The organism is Ensifer sp. PDNC004 (genome assembly GCF_016919405.1).
GTDB lineage: Bacteria > Pseudomonadota > Alphaproteobacteria > Rhizobiales > Rhizobiaceae > Ensifer.
In genome coordinates this window covers 79,715-95,605 of record NZ_CP070354.1, presented here as the reverse complement: position 1 = coordinate 95,605, position 15,891 = coordinate 79,715, and the positions used below count along the sequence as shown (strand labels likewise).

The window sequence follows — 15,891 nt, the reverse complement described above, 5'->3', positions numbered from 1 at the left end:
CCAGGAGACACGCATGGGTACGATTTCGCTCAAGAAAGCCGGCAAGCGCTACGGCGCGGTGGAGATCATCCGGGAGCTCGACCTCGAGATCGCCGACGGGGAATTCGTCGTCATCGTCGGGCCCTCCGGCTGCGGTAAGTCCACGCTGCTGCGCATGATCGCAGGCCTCGAGGCGACGACCGCTGGGCAGATCCTCATCGATGGCCGGGATGTGACGTCCGCTTCGCCGGTCGATCGGCAACTCGCCATGGTTTTCCAGTCCTACGCGCTCTATCCGCACATGACGGTACGGCAGAACATGGGCTTAGGACTGCGGCTTGCCAAGGTGCCGGCGGCAACCGCCAAGGCCAAGATCGAGGCCGCGGCAGAAACGCTCAAGCTCACGTCGCTGCTCGACCGCTACCCCAGGGAGCTCTCCGGTGGCCAGCGCCAACGCGTCGCCATCGGCCGGGCGATCGTGCGTGAGCCGGTCGGCTTCCTCTTCGACGAACCGCTTTCAAACCTTGATGCGGCGCTGCGGGTCGATATGCGGCTTGAGATCGCCAAGCTGCATCGCACCCTCGGCGCCACCATGATCTATGTGACCCACGACCAGGTGGAGGCGATGACGCTCGCCGACAGGATCGTGGTGATGAAGGACGGGCGGATCATGCAGCAGGGTCGCCCGAGAGACCTCTACGAAAAACCGGCGAACCTTTTCGTGGCGCAGTTCATCGGCAGCCCGAAGATGAACCTCCTGCCCTGCCGGCGCGACCAGGGCGACCGTCTCGACCTGAGCGGCGAAGGCAATCTGACGCTTCCCATGTCGGGGATGGCTGAACCCGAGCAATTGGGGGCGCGACCCGAGCACCTGGCGCTGGTTGCACCGGAGAGCGGTCACTGCCGCGGCGTCGTCGAGGCGAGCGAATATCTCGGCGGCAATATGAGCGTCTTCGTTCGCGCCGGCCGGCTCGGCCTGATCAACGTCAGTGCACCGGCCGACACGCCTTTCCAGGTCGGCGAAGCCGTCGGGATCCGGATCGATGAGAACCGGTCGTCGCTGTTCGATAGCGCAGGCGCGGCGATTGGTGCCTGGCGCTAGAGCGTCCGCCTCTGGTCTGTGAGCAGAGGAAGTCCGCAAGCCGTCTTGTCCTGCCCTTGGCCGCTGTCGCTGCACCATCCGCAAGGATGAAGGGCCTGTGACCTCAGGCGATTAAGGTTCATCAAGCAGTCCCCCTCCTCGGATAAAGGAGGGGCCATCCTTCATCGTTGGGGACATTGCTGGAACTCCAGCGCGCTCTACTTCTTCTCCATCTCTTGGCGGAGGAACAAAGATGTCTGTAACAGCGAGACCTCGAGCGGCATCCGCTCCGGCCGGGAAAACAGAGCCGGCAGCGGCCAAGCGGGCGGGATCAGGGAATCACTGGATCAGGAAGGCCGACGCCGACCAGACGAGAGCAAGCTTTCCCGAACTCTTCTTCGATCTCGTTTTTGTCTTCGCCCTTGTCCAGCTCGCAAAGACGCTCGCCACTGATTTTGGCCCGACTGCCCTTGCCGAGGCTGCTCTTCTCATCCTGGCGATCTGGTGGATCTGGATCCACACGACGTGGGTCACAAATCTGCTCGACACCGAGCAGGATCCGGTGCGGCTGATGCTCTTTCTCTTGATGTTCGGCGGCATTCTTCTGGCAATCGCCTTGCCGGGCGCGTTTGCAGACCATGGCTTTGCCTTTGCAATGATCTACTGCAGCATGCAGATAGGGCGGTCCGTGTTCATGCTCTTCGCCTATCGTCGTGTCGACGCCGCATCCTTCCGGACCTTCCTGCGCATTACCTTGTGGCTGGTCCTTGCGAGCCTGTTCTGGCTGGTGGGCTCGCAAATGGAGACGACGGCGCGAATTGCGTTGTGGAGTGTTGCCCTCCTCATCGAATACCTGGCTCCGGCCCTAAGGTACTATCTTCCAGGTCTTGGGAGATCGGCACCCGAGACGCTGGACGTTTCCGGCAAGCACATGGCGGAACGCTGCGCCTTGTTTGTGATTATTTGCCTGGGCGAAACGATCCTGACGACCGGGCGCAACGCCGCAGAGCACATGACGGACGACATGACCTTTGCCGTCTTTTGCAGCGCGTTCCTAAGCACCGGCTTCATGTGGTGGATCTACTTCCACCACGGGCAGGAGAAAGCCGCCGACAAGGCGGAAGCGACGTCGAAACCGGAAGCACTGTCCCTCAATCTGTTTACGTATGGCCACTTGCCAATCGTCTCCGGCGTCATTTTGACGGCGGTCGGCGAGGACTTCAGCCTGTCTCACGCCGAAGAAGAAAGCACGATGAAAACCGCCTTGGCGGTGCTCGGCGGTCCGGCGCTGTTTTTGGCCGGTAACATCTGGATAAAGTTGGCCGCGGCGCGCCAGTTCCCGATTTCACACGTTGTCGGGCTCGCCGGCCTGGCCGCGGCGGGCACGCTTTTTGCGGTTGCCGCCAACTATCACCTGCAGTTTCTGGCGACGACCATCCTCTTTGTCGTTGCCATCTGGGAGTATCTGGCATTGCGCGGTGCCTCAGCTTCAACGGCTTAACCGAGACGACAAACTGACGGGGCGACCTCCGAGACATGCGCGCCGTTGCTTAATGCTGAACGCGCCGGCCGATCGACACGACATAAGGCAGCGTTTCCACCACGCTCCCGAGTGCGTGAATTGCAGTTTCATGTTGGGGTGACTAAACATCGTGGAATGTTGGCTGATCTCAATCTCAATCTCCTGCGCTCGTTCTTCCTGATTGCAAAGGAGCGCAGCCTGACACGGGCCGCGGCGCGGCTGAACATGAGCCAGCCGTCGGTCAGCCAGGCACTCCAAAGGCTGGAAGAGCAACTGGGGTGCCAGTTGGTGCTTCGAGGCAGCCGCAAGTTTGAACTGACAGCGCCCGGGCAGAAGGTCTTCGAAGAGTGCAGCGAAATCTTCGAAGCCGTCGAGCGTATCGCCCAGCGAACGCAGGAACGGGCAGTCGAGGAATTCGGCGAGGTCCGGATCCAGATCATCTCAAACCTTGAATCGCCGCTCGTCAACGAAGCCCTCAGGCTCTACCACCAGCGCTACCCCTCCGTCACCTGGACGGTCGAGGTCCAGAACAGCCAGGATACGATCAAACGCATCCAGACGGAAAAGTGTGGCATCGGCTTCTGTCTGCTTTCCCGTCCCGTCTTCAGCCTCAGTTGCCAGCTTCTCTTCCGGGAGGAATTCAGCGTCTATTGCGGCGCGGAGCACCCCTTCTTCGGGCGCAAGGAGGTGGAGAAGCGTGAACTGCGGCAGGAGTCCTTCGTATCGTTTACCTGCGCGACCGAAGGCATGGGTCTCGAGCCGATGGCGGTGTTGAGCCAAAGTCTTGGCCTTGGCGAACGCATCAGCGGCCAGAGTCCAAACCTGGAGGAAGTCCGGCGGATGATCGTGGCTGGCCTCGGGATCGGCATCCTGCCTTTGACGGCGGTTCACGACGAAGTCGCCAAGGGCCTTCTCTGGCCGCTCGAGATCAAGGGATTTCCGCTTGGCGCGGATGTCTTCCTCGTGACACATCCCGAATGCGACTATTCCCGCGCGGAGCGACACTTCCTCGACCTCATCAAGGAACTGCGCATTCTTTACCCCGACATGCACTAGGGGGCGCCCAGGGCGCCCCCTAGCTCAAGGGTCAGCGGTCGGCCCGTGCAACAACCGAATGGAGAAGGACGTTGAGGCCCGGCGCCAGATCGTCACGGTCGCAGTCTTCCTCGTTGTTGTGCGTGATGCCTCCCTTGCAGGGCGTGAAGATCATCGCTGTCGGGCAGTGGCGCGCAAGGAAATAGGCATCGTGCCCGGCCTGAGACTGGATATCGCGCCAATCATAGTCCATGCGGACGGCTTGAGACCGGATGCCGTCAACCATGGACCGGTCGAAAATGTCGCCGCCCCAAAACCACTCATCCTCGATCACCGCCTCGCAACCCGCGCGGGCAGCGCTTTCGAAGATTGCACGGCGCATCTTTTCGCCCATCACGCGTGCTGTCGCTGGATCAGGATGTCGCACGTCGCAGATGGCTTGCGCGGTGTCGGAGAGGATGCCCGGCTTGTTCGGCCAGGCGGCAAGCCTTGCGCCCGTCGCCTTACCGTCGCCGACGGCAAAGTCCCACCCGATATCGTCCACCGCGGTCAGCCAACGGGCCCCGGCGATCAGCGCGTTGCGCCGCAGATCCATTGGCGTCGGCCCCGTATGCGCGGTTTTGCCTTCGAAGCGCACCCGCATGCCGTAGCTTGGGTAGCCGCCGGTGACCACGCCGACGTCGCGCCCCTCAAGATCAAGGATGGGGCCCTGTTCGATGTGCAGCTCATAGTAGGCGTCGATCTCACCGCCACGACACGGCCGGTTGCCATTGTAGCCGATGCGCTCCAGTTCATCGCCGAAGCGCGCACCGTCATCGGCGATCAGATTGCGTACCCAGTCAGCCTCATAAGCGCCGACGAAGCAGCCGGACGCCACCATGGGCGGCGAGAACCGCGCACCTTCCTCGTTCGTCCAATCGACGACAACGATCGGACGGCGAGTGACGTGGCCGGCATCGTTGAGCGTGCGGATGACCTCAAGCCCAGCAAGGACGCCCGCGATGCCATCGAAGCGACCACCGTTGATCTGGGTGTCGAGATGGCTGCCGATCAGGACGGGCGGCAAGGAAGGATCAAGTCCTTCCCGACGGCCGAAGATGTTTCCAAGTTCGTCGATCTCGACACTCAGTCCCGCGTCCCGGCACCAGGTAACGAAAAGGTCGCGCATCTGGCGGTCGGCATCCGTCAATGTCAGACGGGCAAGGCCCCCCGGCCTGCCCTGACCGATCTCGGCGGAGCTTTCGATGGTCGACCAGAAGCGATCGATATCGACACGGGTATTGGCTGCGAACGACATGGTTCACCTTTCAGATGCGATTGCGGAGGGTCTCATCACATGCCGAACGACATCAGCGTCATAAGGCCCGGGAACAGGACAAGCAGGAACATGATGAGCGTCATGACGCCGATGAACGGCAGGAGATAGCGGAAGGAGGCGGACATCGGTATGCCCCCGGTGCGGCAGGCGGCCATAAGGTCGATCCCGAGCGGTGGCGTGTTCGCGCCGATCGCCAGGTTAATCGTGAGCAGCACGCCGAAATAGACCGGATCGATCTCGAATGCCCTGAGCACCGGCAGGAAGACTGGCGCCAGGATGAGGATGATCGCGATCGATTCCATGAACGTTCCGAGCACCAGAACCGCGAGCATCATCAGCATCAAGGCGACGGTGGCACTTTCGGTCGCGCCGGTAATGGCGTTGACCACGAGTTGCGGCACCTGCTCGACCGTAAGGATCCAGCCGAAGACCGAAGCGGCGGCTATGACGATGAGGATCGAACCGGTCATCTCCGTCGTGTCGCGCAGAAGCGTGAAGACCTTTTCGAGCGAAAGTCGGCGGTAGACCAATGTACCCACAAGAAGCGCATAGGCGACGCCGATGCCTGCAGCTTCCGTCGGCGTGAAGATACCGAAGCGGATGCCACCGACGATGATCACGGGTGCAAGCAGCGCCAGTACGGATTCACGCAGCGCCTCTGACAGCCGGCCCCAGCTAAAGGGCTCGCCGCCCTTCCAGCCGTTCTTGCGCGAGATCCACCAGGCAACAACCATCAAACCGAGTCCGAGCAAGATGCCAGGGCCGATGGAGTGGATGAACAACTGGCCGATGGACGTGCCGGTTGCCGTGCCGTAGACGATGAGCACGATCGACGGCGGAATGACCGTGCCGAGCGATCCGGCGCAGCCGAGGCCCGCAGCGGAGAAGCCCGGATCGTATCCGCGTTCCTTCATCGACGGCAGCAGCATCGAACCGATCGCGACCACATCGGCGACGCCCGAACCGGAGAGCGATCCGAACATCATGCAGGCAGCGATCATCACGATCGCAAGACCGCCGGTGCGCTGGCCGACGACAGCCGCACAGAGATTGACGATCCGCGGTGCAAGGCCCCCATGCACCATCAGCAGGCCGGCGAGCAGGAACAAGGGAATGGCAAGCAGCGTAAAGCTGTCGATACCGGCAACCATGCGCTGCGCGACCACCATCACCGGAAGTGCGTCGCCCACCAAGAGATAGGCGACCGAAGACAGGGCAAGCGCGATCACAATCGGCGCGTCGATGAGCAGAAGCAGGACGAAGACGAGAAAGAGAACGATAAGCGCCAGGCTCATTTGCGAAGCTCCATGGCGAGAAGGGCGACGAAGGCGAGAGCGGCGGTGACCGGAAGGGAGAGATAGACGAGGCCGGCAGGCCAGCTCAGCACCGTCGTTTCGTGCGACCAGGTGAGTGCCGTGATCTTCCATCCAGACCAGAAGACGACCGCCAGGAACAGCAAGGCGGAAACGCGCGCAAGCAGCGCAAGAATGGCGCGCAGCCGGCCCGGCGCGACGATGAGATCCGTAAGGCCCGCGCACAGATGTGTGTTGCGCACGAACGCCGAGATCGCGCCGATGAATGTTACCCAGACGAGCAGCAGGCGTGGAATTTCTTCCGACCAGCGCGGGGTAAAGGAGAACGCATATCGGCAGATGACGACATAGACGATGATGGCGGTAAAGGTGGCGATTGCCAGGCCACCAATGGTGCCTGCTGCCCTGTCGATGGCAGTGGCAATGCGCGATTGCGGCATTGGTTGACTTTGCATGGAAGATCTCGCTGGTGTCAGAAGGACGGGCCGGTGAAACGCGCCGTCCTGCCCGCCGGTGGCGGGCAGGACGGAATGCGTCACTTGCGGTAGCTGTCCATGATGGCGAGCAACTCGGGACCGAAAACGTCCTTTTCGTTCTCCCAGATCGGCTTCAGCGCCTCGACGAAGGCGGCCTTGTCGACTTCGTTGAATTCCATGCCCTTCGACTTGAGCTTCTCGATCAACGCGACCTCGTTGTCGGCAACCATCTGGCGCTGGGCATTGCCCCACTTGACGGCCGCATCCTTGACGATCGCCTGATCCTCGGGCGAAATCTGGGCCCAGGTCATGCTCGATACCGTGAGGCAGGCCGCACCCCAGATATGGCCGGTCATCGAAACGTACTTCTGCACTTCGAAGAAGGACGAAGCGTCGATGATCGACAGCGGGTTCTCCTGGGCGTCGAAAACGCCCTGCTGCAGGGCCGAATAGAGTTCACCGAACGCGAGCGGTGCCGGCTGCGCGCCGAGCAGTTCGAATGTGGCGAGCCGCACCTTGTCCGGCGTCACGCGGATCTTGATGCCAGCAAGGTCAGCAGGCTTGGTGATCGGATGCTTGCTGTTGGTAATATTGCGGAAACCGTTTTCCCACCAGGCAAGCACCTCGATGCCCTTGGGACGAAGCAGATCGGCAAGCGTCGTACCCAGCTTGCCATCGAGCGCTGCAAACGCCTGCTCGCGACTGGTCCAGGCGTAAGGCATTTCAATGATGCCGAACTTCGGCTCGACGAACTGGAAGGAACCACTGCCGATCAGACCGGCCTGGACCGTGCCGATCTGCATGCCCTCGATGACTTCCTTCTCCGTGCCAATCTGGCCCGAGGGGAAGATTTCGATCTTCACGCGGCCCTCGGTCTTTTCGGCCACTTCCTTGGCGAAGTCAGTGGAAGCCTTATGCCAGCTGTGCGTATCGGCAAGCACGTGCCCAAGACGGATCGTGGTTTCGGCCATCGCGGCGGAGTGAGTGGAAAGACCGATGATGCCTGCCATCATCGTCGCGGCCAGACCGCGCGAAATCTTCGAAATGCCCAGTTTCATTGCACCCTCTTTTTGTTGCATTTGTTCTGGGCACATTAGGCAGACAGGACCGACCATAGACAAATAGCCAGTCCCAATGGAAAGCATTGCGTCTGCTTATGCGACGCAACGCAATTTTCTGTGGCAATCGCTCGCCTCATCCAATCGTTGCAATGCACTCGATCTCGATGTCGAACAGCGCCCAGGGCTTGATCGCGACGCAGCTTCGAGCTGGAAATCGGTCGGGGAAGTACTCCCGATACACCGCGTTCATTTCACCGGCCAAAGCATTGTCTGTGATAAAAACAAGTGATTTGAAGACGTTATCAAGCGACGACCCGGCGTGCCGGAGCGTAAAGGACAGTGCCTCCAGGCAGGCGCGCGTCTGGATCGCGATATCACCTCTGACGATTTCCCCCGTCTTGAGATCGATTGGCGGCATTCCGCAGGTGTAGAGAAGTCCATCGACACGAGAGAGAGCAGACGTGGGCGCACCGAGTTTTCGGATCGCTTCCGAAATCACAGGAATTTCAATAAGTTCATGCTTCATGCTTCGTCGTTCTCCTTGCCTGGCTGCAGATAGCGTTCGTGTCTTATTGCATAGCCTCGAGGCGATGGGGACCACATGGGCAGAGCGCCAAACGCGACCAAGCGGCGCTCGACATCCATAAGTCACGTCCACGGCCATGGCCGACTTCGGCCGCGATCGCCGGTTCCGCTCGCCCCACCCCGAAGCGGGAGGCGGCTTGCCTGGCCGACCGTCCTCCCCGATGACGCCGCCGCTGGCCGTCAGGCGCTGACCCAGTCGTCGAGCATGGTCAGACACCGAGCGGTCGAGCGGCAGGAGAAGCCGCGTTTAAATCTGGAATCATCCCGACTATGCCCCTTGCGCAAACCATGACCCGGTTGGATACAGATAGCCCCTCACCGATCTCGCTGCGCTCAGATCACGACAGGTCCGCCGCACAGGCCCAAAGCAACTCCGGAACACTGACATGCCAGTCGTCGCCTCCTACATGTATCGTTCGGGCAAGCGCGCCGAAGAAATCCCGCTTGCCGCCAAGCCATTCGAAGCATCAGGTGACGACTTCGCCTGGATCGGGTTGACTGAGCCGACAAAGGAGGAAATGGCCGATCTTCAGGCCATGTTCGCTCTTCATCCGCTCGCGGTCGAAGACGCCCTCAGCGGCAATCAGGTGCCGAAGGTGGACATCTACGGCGATCAGTTGTTCGTCATCGTCAAAACCGCCCAGCTTGAGGGTGACAAGATCACCTACGGCGAAACCTGCATTTTCGTGGGGAAACATCACCTGATTTCTGTTCGCCATGGGTCTGCCCGCTCCCATAAGGAGTTGCGCCAACAGCTGGAACAGTCGCCGAAGTTCCTTGAGCACGGCCCGGACTACGTCCTGCACGGCATTATCGACTTTGTCGTTGACGGCTATTTGCCCGTCGTCGAGACGCTCGAGGATAAGGTTCTGGAGCTCGAGAAACACGTCCTTGTGTCCTTCCTGCAGCCCGAGCAGATCAGGCGCATCTTCCGCATGCGCCGCCACGTCATCCGCTTTCAGCGGGTGCTCGGGCCGATGGGAGAGGTGGCGGGGAAGCTCACCCATTTCGAGCTGCCCTGCATCGACGACAATGCCAAGCCCTTCTTCAAAGATGTTCTTGACCATGTGAGACGTGTGGAAGGCCTGGTCGGCGGCCTTCGCGAGATCATGACATCCGTGTTCGAAGCGTCCAATCTCCTGGAGCAGCAGCGCCAAGGCACCATCACACGGCAGCTTGCAGCCTGGGCGGCAATCCTTGCCGTGCCGACCGCCATTGCCGGCATCTATGGGATGAACTTCGAGCACATGCCGGAGCTTGCGACCCGCTACGGCTACTTTGCCGTCCTCGGTGTCATTGCGACGCTTTGCTCAATCCTCTACTGGCGGTTCAAGAGGTCGGGCTGGCTGTAAGGGCCGCGCCGCCTTGCAACTCCGCCGCATGCCCCGCCAACGTCACGTCGAAGACAGGTTGCGCGCTCCGGAAAATTCGGTCCGAAAGTCCGGACGCCGTCCAAGGTCGTTGGATGCCGCCGAGGGCTTCGCCCACAGCGAGCCCTGCCTGGATGGCATCCTCGTGGAAACCTGAACCGAAATACGAACCGCAAAACCAGGTATTGGACTGCCCTTGCAGCGACCAAAGCTGCTTCTGTGCCGCAAGGGTGGCCGCGTTAAAGAGCGAATGCTGATAGAAGCCGCGCCAGAACACCTTGTGCTCTTCCGGCGGATGCAGCGGGCTGAGCGTCACGAAGAGCGGGCGCCGGCTCTCAATGCCTTGAAGCCTGTTCATCCAGTAGGTCACGCAGGGCTTGCGCCGCTCGCCGCCCTCGCGACCCGAGCGCGCCAGGTAGTTCCAGCTCGCCCAGACGCGATTTCGCTGCGGCATCAGGCTCTCGTCGCTATGAAGAATTGTTTCGTTCACCCCATAGGAAAAGGCGCCCAAGGTCTCGGCCTCTCGTTTCGAACGGTCGATCAGAAGCCCGAGCGCGTGGTCGGCATGGGCGCCAATCACGACGTGGTCGTACCATTCCGGTTCCGCGCCTGGCACCGTTATCTCTACCGCGCCGTTCAGCCGTCGGATCGCCGTCACGGGCGCTTTCAAACGGATGCGATCGCGAAAGGAAGCGGTAAGCCGTTCGACATAGGCGCGGCTGCCACCATCAACGGTCCGCCAGACAGGGCGGCGAAAGAACTTCAGGAGACCGTGGTTTTCACAAAACCGGACGAAGGAAACCGCGGGATAGTTGCCGATCTCGAGCGCCGGCGTCGACCAGATCGCGGCTGCCATCGGATAGAGATGATCCTCGCGGAAGGCTGTTCCAAAGCCCGCACCATTGAGGTAGTCGTCGAGGCTCGCCGAGGGGTCGAGGTCCCGCACGCCCTCCGGCGCCTCCCTGTAGAAACGCACCAGATCGCGCAGCATCGACCAGAAGCGCGGACTCGCAAGATTCCTGCGCTGCGCGAAAAGACCGGCGAGGCTGGTTCCCGAGTATTCGAGAAGGCCGTCATCCATAGAGACGGCAAAGGACATGTCCGAGGCCTTCGTCGGCACATCAAGGTGACGAAACAGTGCCGTCAGGTTCGGATAGGTCAGTTCGTTATAGACGATAAAGCCGGTATCGACCGCCGCGCCATCCGCGTCCACCGTGTGGCAGTGCCCGCCGATGCGGTCGTCTGCCTCAAACACCGTCACCTCATGACGCTGAGACAGCAGCCAGGCAGCGGAAAGACCAGCGATACCCGTGCCCACCACGGCGACTTTGAGGGGCCGGTCGGACCGCGAAATATGGCGCATTGGAAACCTTCCTGCCGCTGTCGATTTGTCTCATAGTTTCTGTAATTCTACGCGTGCGGAGCCCGTCCGGATCACCGTCGTTCAATAATTCCGAGCCGGTGATCCGCAGAAGCAACCGCCGCGTAAAAAGGCGCATGTATGGTAGCTCGACTGACATCGACGAAAAGGCTGGAAATGGCACGCCGCCAAAGCGGTACGCCATGGTGAGCCTCATTGAAAACCGGCAGGCGCCGACCCCCGAAGAGCTGATCGACCTTATCAAGGCCGTCTCGCGCGACCGGGACCGCCAGGCCTTTGCGCTGGTCTTTCAGCACTTTGGGCCGCGATTGAAGACATACTTCCTACGGTTGACCGTTTCATCGGGTATGGCAGAGGATCTCGTACAGGAGACGATGCTGAACGTCTGGCGCAAGTCCTCCTACTTCGACCCCGCGCGCGCCGGCGTTGCGACATGGATCTTTACGATCGCCCGCAACATTCGCATCGATCATCTGCGCCGCCAGCGCGATCCGTCAAAGCTGCCACCCGATCCGGAGGAGATGCCTGCTTCCGTCGAAGAACACGTCCTTGGCGCCGAGCGCGATGAGCGGGTCCGTCGCGCGCTCGCAGAACTCTCGGCCGAGCAGCAGACGATAATCCGCCTTTGCTATTTCAGCGAGAAATCACAGAGCGACATAGCCGCGGAACTGGGCGTTCCGCTCGGCACCGTGAAATCGCGAACACGCCTGGCGATCAACCGCCTCCGCACGCTTTTGGAAGACCAGACATGACCGCCAATCACCACGCAACGGATGAGACCCTGATGCGCTTTGCCGCCGGCACCCTCGCTGCGGGACCGGCAATCGTTGTTGAAGCCCATCTGGCGCAATGTACCGCCTGTCGTGCGCGCGTCGGTGAATATCAGGCATTGGGTGGGGCACTCCTCGAAGATACGTCTCCGACCTCTCTTTCGGCGACCGCACTGAGCGACGTCCTTGCGCTCATCGAAGCGGAGGAAGCGATCGACGCGCCCGCAACGCGTCCCCTCGCTCCGCTTGAGATCGACGGCGTTGTGCTTCCGGAGGCACTGCGCGGTTGCGATATCGGACGCTGGCGCTGGATCGGCCCGGGCATGAAGATGAGCCGGGTCGAAGTGCCGCACGATCCCGACGCCAATCTCATTCTCCTGAAGGTTGGGCCCGGCCGGGCCCTGCCCGATCACGGGCATGTCGGTACCGAGTTCACCTTCATCGTCTCGGGCTCCTACACAGACCGGTTCGGAACCTTTCAACCCGGCGATCTTGCCGAAATGGACGAGGACGTGGAGCACCAACCGATCGTCGACCAGGACGATGAATGCGTTTGTCTTGCTGCCATGGAAGGAAAGATGCGCTTCAAGGGGATGATCGGACGGATGCTGCAGCCAATCTTCGGGATCTGAGCCATGGTACCGGCAGCCTTCTTCCTCCTGCTCGCTGCCGCCCTTTCCCTTGCGATGATGCTTGCATGGCTGTCCGTGCTGGCCGGCTAGTGCTGCGATGCTGACGGGGTTTGTCGCGCTTGTTTTTCGAACCGCCTCGCCGAGGCCGAACGATCAGCCGAAGCGGTTGGCGACCAGAAATCCGGTTGACGCGCCGACCGCTGTCACGAAGGCGCCCCAGGGAATGTCAGCGAGCGTTACCGCCAGCGGCCAATCGCGCAGGGTGGCCTGGTTCGTCAGATCGTATGTGGAATAGGCGACAATCCCGAGCACTGCACCGTTGAGGGCTGCCTTTCCCACTCCGCCGCCCTGAAGCGCCGGCAGGACCGCGAAGAAGACGATACCCGCCACATAGATGAGGTAGAAAGAAATGGCAGGCGCGAGCTTGAACGCCGGTTCGAGCCTGTCGCCCAGCAAAGGTCGGTAAAGCGTGTCGGCCATGGTCGTCAGCCAAATGGCATCAACGACAAGGAACGCGATGCCGACGGCAAAATAGGCGATCAATGCGGTCTTCATGCCGAAACTCCGGTGGTCTCTTTCGGCTTTTACGCCTTCTCCGCCTCTTCGGATCACCTCAGAGTGAACCATTCGCCTTTCTGTCGCGTATGAAAGAGATGGAGGATACGCGATGAAAATCACTCTTCTGACAGCCCTTGCCTTCTCGACACTCGCCGCATCTGCGGCCGCCCAGCAACCGACCGACCCAAGCGGAGTCTGGATGCGCGACGACGGCAATGCCCGCGTACGCATCGCGCCATGCGGCACCAATATCTGCGCCACCAACCTTTGGATAGGCGATACGAGCAAGGGCGAGGAGGCCGGTGATCGTCTCGTGATGTCGCTCACGCAGAAAACGGCCGATACGCTCGCCGGAACGGCCTACGATCCCAAACGCAACAGGACCTATTCGATAACCGTGGTCGTCTTGGACAAATCACTGGTGACGCGCGGATGCATTCTCGGCGGCATCCTTTGCCGGGACGTGCATTGGGCGCCCGCACAGTGACGGCCGCAGGCAGGCTCAAATGACCCACCAGAGGATTTCTTGTATGACGGAAAACGGGCCGCCTTCCGAAGCGGCGGGAATCCTCTACTGCGGAAAGGTCATGCATCAGCGGCTGAGCCCCTTCGGCCACCGCTTCACCTATTCCGTCTTCTCCCTGCTCGTCGACATCGATCGACTGGAAGAGCTCGGCCGCATGACGAATCTGCTCTCCGTCGACCGGCCCGGCGTCCTGTCCTTTCACACGCGGGATCACGTCGAGCAGGAGAAAGAAACCGTGCGGGCGTTCGCCGATCGCCTGTTGGCCAAGGCGGGAATTGCAACGCCGGCAGAGCGCATCTTGCTGCTCGCGTTCCCGCGGATGTTTGGCTACGCGTTCAATCCGCTTTCCACCTATTTCGCCTATGACGCGCAAGGAAAGCTGATTGCCATCGTCTATGCTGTGCGCAACACCTTCGGCGAACGGCACAGCTATGTCGCCCCGGTGTTGCCCGGCGAAGAGAGCGCGGCCGGCATTCGCCAGAGCCGCACGAAGATCTTACATGTTTCACCCTTCATGGACATGGGCCTGCGCTACCATTTCCGGGTATTGCCTCCGGGAAAAGCCGTGCGGCTGCGCATCCACGAGACCGCGGGAAACACGCCTATTTTGGCCGCAACGTTCAATGGCAAAGCGGCTTGCGTCTCCGACGCCAATCTCGTTCGCGCCCTCGTGCGTTTTCCCTTCATGACGCTGAAGGTCATTGCCGGTATCCATTGGGAAGCGCTCAAGCTGTGGCTGAAGGGTGCCCGTTTCCGTCGCAGTCCACCGCCGCCAGCATCCGCGAGCTTTGGTGATGAGACCGGGAGCCCTTGAAGTGGCGCAGACCGGAGGCTGGCAACATCGTTTTCTATCCCCAGCGGCTGGCAACGGATCGAAGAAACCTACGCTCCCTATCAGCACAATGGCGCCGCCGGGCCAGCCCCTCCGACGCGTTTGGGTGAGCCGTCATGGCGCCAGCGCCTATGCTTGGTGTCGCATACGAATTCGTTCCGCTCGGTCACCCATCAAGACGCCGCGGATCGTCGCCGCGCCCCTAAGTTGGCTGAACTCCGCCACGCGCTCCAAAAAGGGGCCTCTTCTGATAACGAAGAGGCTCCAGTTGGACTACATGCTGCCGCAACAGGGGTCGTCGCCTGCCGCAACCGCACGATTTCAGGTTACAATGGCGCCAAATGAGCGCAATTCGCCCGATAGAAGTGTATCTAGCTGATTGGAATTACACTTCCCCGCGGGCGGCCTCGTTTCGATGATCGGTTAGATTGGCGAGCATGCGTGGATGACCGCCCCTCAGATGCGAAGCAGACCACCATTTCTTTACGCTTGGACGGGGGCTTGAGCCTCCGCGCCGGCGTTAAAGGCTGATTGAGGCCGTCCAGCAATCCTCCACCTAGGCGAATGGACCTGTGCTACTCTCCTCGTTCAGAAAGCAATGCGTCGAGCTGCTCCATCTGCTCCGGCAATGCGGTCGCCGAGCCCTGTAAAGCTTCCTCGAGCGCCTCCTTCGAAGGATAGATCTCGTGGAATGTCAGCAGCGTTTTCTCGCCCTGACCCTTAAAGGTTACGGTTGTGACCGCACCTTCTTCGCCCTCATCGTTGGTCCAGACGATGCGCTCGTTCGGCACCACCTCGAGATACTTGCCGTAGAAGGCCATTGTGTCCGAACCGCCAGCGCCGAATTCCAGTCGATATTTGCCGCCGGTACGCACATCCATTTCGCACGAGACGAGCAAGATGCCGGGTGCCGACTTCGGCACCCACCAGCGCTGGAACAATTCAGGCTGGCTCCATGCCCTGAAAACCGTGCTCGGTGACGCATCAAATGTCCGCGTTACGACGAGCTCGCGGTCCCCCTTGCGCTCGACCGACGTGCGGTTCTGCGCGCCAGCTGCGTCGTTAACTTGCTCATTCATCGCCTACCTCCCGTTTCAGTTCGTCGATGATTTCGTCCAGTGCCTCGAAGCGAGCCTCAAAGAGCTTGCGGTGCGCCTCGATCCACTCGGCCTCCGCCTGAAGACCGTCCTTCCCAAGCTTGCAGGTTCTCACCCGCCCGACCTTTTGCGTGACGACGAGGCCGGCCCGCTCGAGAACATGGACGTGCTTCTTCATGCCGGTCAGCGTCATGTGGAACTGGTCCGCGAGACTCGTGATCGACGCCTCCCCTCGCCCAAGCTGATCGATGATCCCGCGGCGGGTCGCGTCGGATAGCGCCGCGAACGAAAGATCGAGAGGGGAACCTATATACTGAACCATTCAGTTCAGTTTTACCCTACCGGCGCGCGAAGC

At 61.0% G+C, this 15,891-nt stretch carries 17 protein-coding genes; 8 read left to right on the top strand and 9 right to left on the bottom strand.

Annotation, left to right across the window (positions count from 1 at the left end):
* Window positions 1–13: 13 nt before the first annotated feature.
* The 3 genes from JVX98_RS28790 to JVX98_RS28780 all read left to right on the top strand — a co-directional run bounded on the left by JVX98_RS28790 (window position 14) and on the right by JVX98_RS28780 (window position 3,638).
* Window positions 14–1,081 (top strand): ABC transporter ATP-binding protein, encoded by a 1,068-nt coding sequence (locus JVX98_RS28790; protein ID WP_205239866.1) that lies wholly within the window; start codon window positions 14–16, stop codon window positions 1,079–1,081.
* Window positions 1,082–1,313: 232 nt separating this feature from the next.
* The gene (locus JVX98_RS28785) at window positions 1,314–2,561 is read left to right on the top strand and encodes a low temperature requirement protein A (RefSeq protein ID WP_205239865.1); all 1,248 of its coding nucleotides are present in this window, start codon (window positions 1,314–1,316) and stop codon (window positions 2,559–2,561) included.
* Window positions 2,562–2,717: 156 nt separating this feature from the next.
* On the top strand, window positions 2,718–3,638 hold the full coding sequence (locus tag JVX98_RS28780) for a LysR family transcriptional regulator (RefSeq protein ID WP_205239864.1): 921 nt from the start codon (window positions 2,718–2,720) through the stop codon (window positions 3,636–3,638).
* 31 nt (window positions 3,639–3,669) lie between these two features.
* Here JVX98_RS28780 and JVX98_RS28775 read toward each other — a convergent pair whose 3' ends face one another.
* The 5 genes from JVX98_RS28775 to JVX98_RS28755 form a co-directional block, all read right to left on the bottom strand.
* Window positions 3,670–4,914: a Zn-dependent hydrolase gene (locus tag JVX98_RS28775; RefSeq protein WP_205239863.1), complete on the bottom strand. Its 1,245-nt coding sequence runs from the start codon at window positions 4,912–4,914 to the stop codon at window positions 3,670–3,672.
* A gap of 35 nt (window positions 4,915–4,949) precedes the next feature.
* Entirely contained in the window at window positions 4,950–6,230 is a 1,281-nt protein-coding gene (locus JVX98_RS28770; protein ID WP_205239862.1) for a TRAP transporter large permease, read from the bottom strand.
* Window positions 6,227–6,703, bottom strand: a complete 477-nt coding sequence (locus JVX98_RS28765) for a TRAP transporter small permease (RefSeq protein WP_205239861.1) — start codon at window positions 6,701–6,703, stop codon at window positions 6,227–6,229. Before JVX98_RS28765 ends, JVX98_RS28770 begins: the two co-directional genes overlap by 4 nt.
* Before the next feature lie 80 nt (window positions 6,704–6,783).
* Window positions 6,784–7,782 carry a DctP family TRAP transporter solute-binding subunit gene (locus JVX98_RS28760; RefSeq protein ID WP_192449008.1) on the bottom strand — a complete coding sequence of 333 codons (999 nt, stop codon included), beginning with the start codon at window positions 7,780–7,782 and terminating at the stop codon, window positions 6,784–6,786.
* Window positions 7,783–7,918: 136 nt separating this feature from the next.
* A complete protein-coding gene (locus tag JVX98_RS28755; RefSeq protein ID WP_205239860.1) occupies window positions 7,919–8,311 on the bottom strand; it encodes a RidA family protein in 393 nt (130 codons plus the stop codon).
* A gap of 445 nt (window positions 8,312–8,756) precedes the next feature.
* On the opposite strand from JVX98_RS28755, the gene JVX98_RS28750 reads away from it, so the two are divergent.
* Window positions 8,757–9,722 (top strand): magnesium and cobalt transport protein CorA, encoded by a 966-nt coding sequence (locus tag JVX98_RS28750; RefSeq protein WP_192449006.1) that lies wholly within the window; start codon window positions 8,757–8,759, stop codon window positions 9,720–9,722.
* Here the strand turns inward: JVX98_RS28750 and JVX98_RS28745 are convergent.
* Window positions 9,700–11,103 (bottom strand): NAD(P)/FAD-dependent oxidoreductase, encoded by a 1,404-nt coding sequence (locus tag JVX98_RS28745; RefSeq protein ID WP_205239859.1) that lies wholly within the window; start codon window positions 11,101–11,103, stop codon window positions 9,700–9,702. The two genes, JVX98_RS28750 and JVX98_RS28745, sit on opposite strands and share 23 nt — an antisense overlap.
* Here JVX98_RS28745 and JVX98_RS28740 point away from each other — a divergent pair.
* Together JVX98_RS28740 and JVX98_RS28735 are read left to right on the top strand one after the other, a co-directional pair.
* A complete protein-coding gene (locus JVX98_RS28740; protein ID WP_246765108.1) occupies window positions 11,103–11,873 on the top strand; it encodes a sigma-70 family RNA polymerase sigma factor in 771 nt (256 codons plus the stop codon). The two genes, JVX98_RS28745 and JVX98_RS28740, sit on opposite strands and share 1 nt — an antisense overlap.
* Entirely contained in the window at window positions 11,870–12,523 is a 654-nt protein-coding gene (locus tag JVX98_RS28735) for a ChrR family anti-sigma-E factor (protein WP_192449005.1), read from the top strand. The genes JVX98_RS28740 and JVX98_RS28735 overlap by 4 nt, the downstream gene beginning before the upstream one ends.
* A gap of 153 nt (window positions 12,524–12,676) precedes the next feature.
* Here the strand turns inward: JVX98_RS28735 and JVX98_RS28730 are convergent, their stop codons facing one another.
* Window positions 12,677–13,078 (bottom strand): DUF2177 family protein, encoded by a 402-nt coding sequence (locus tag JVX98_RS28730; RefSeq protein ID WP_205239858.1) that lies wholly within the window; start codon window positions 13,076–13,078, stop codon window positions 12,677–12,679.
* Between the two features lie 112 nt (window positions 13,079–13,190).
* Between JVX98_RS28730 and JVX98_RS28725 the strand changes: the two genes are divergently transcribed.
* Together JVX98_RS28725 and JVX98_RS28720 are read left to right on the top strand one after the other, a co-directional pair.
* Entirely contained in the window at window positions 13,191–13,568 is a 378-nt protein-coding gene (locus JVX98_RS28725) for a DUF2147 domain-containing protein (RefSeq protein WP_205239857.1), read from the top strand.
* A gap of 19 nt (window positions 13,569–13,587) precedes the next feature.
* Complete coding sequence (locus JVX98_RS28720) at window positions 13,588–14,421, top strand: DUF1365 domain-containing protein (RefSeq protein WP_205239856.1); 834 nt, start codon at window positions 13,588–13,590, stop codon at window positions 14,419–14,421.
* Window positions 14,422–15,014: 593 nt separating this feature from the next.
* Here JVX98_RS28720 and JVX98_RS28715 read toward each other — a convergent pair.
* Together JVX98_RS28715 and JVX98_RS28710 are read right to left on the bottom strand one after the other, a co-directional pair.
* Window positions 15,015–15,518, bottom strand: a complete 504-nt coding sequence (locus JVX98_RS28715; protein WP_043621604.1) for an SRPBCC family protein — start codon at window positions 15,516–15,518, stop codon at window positions 15,015–15,017.
* A complete protein-coding gene (locus JVX98_RS28710; RefSeq protein WP_205239855.1) occupies window positions 15,511–15,858 on the bottom strand; it encodes a helix-turn-helix transcriptional regulator in 348 nt (115 codons plus the stop codon). Before JVX98_RS28710 ends, JVX98_RS28715 begins: the two co-directional genes overlap by 8 nt.
* Window positions 15,859–15,891 lie beyond the last annotated feature (33 nt).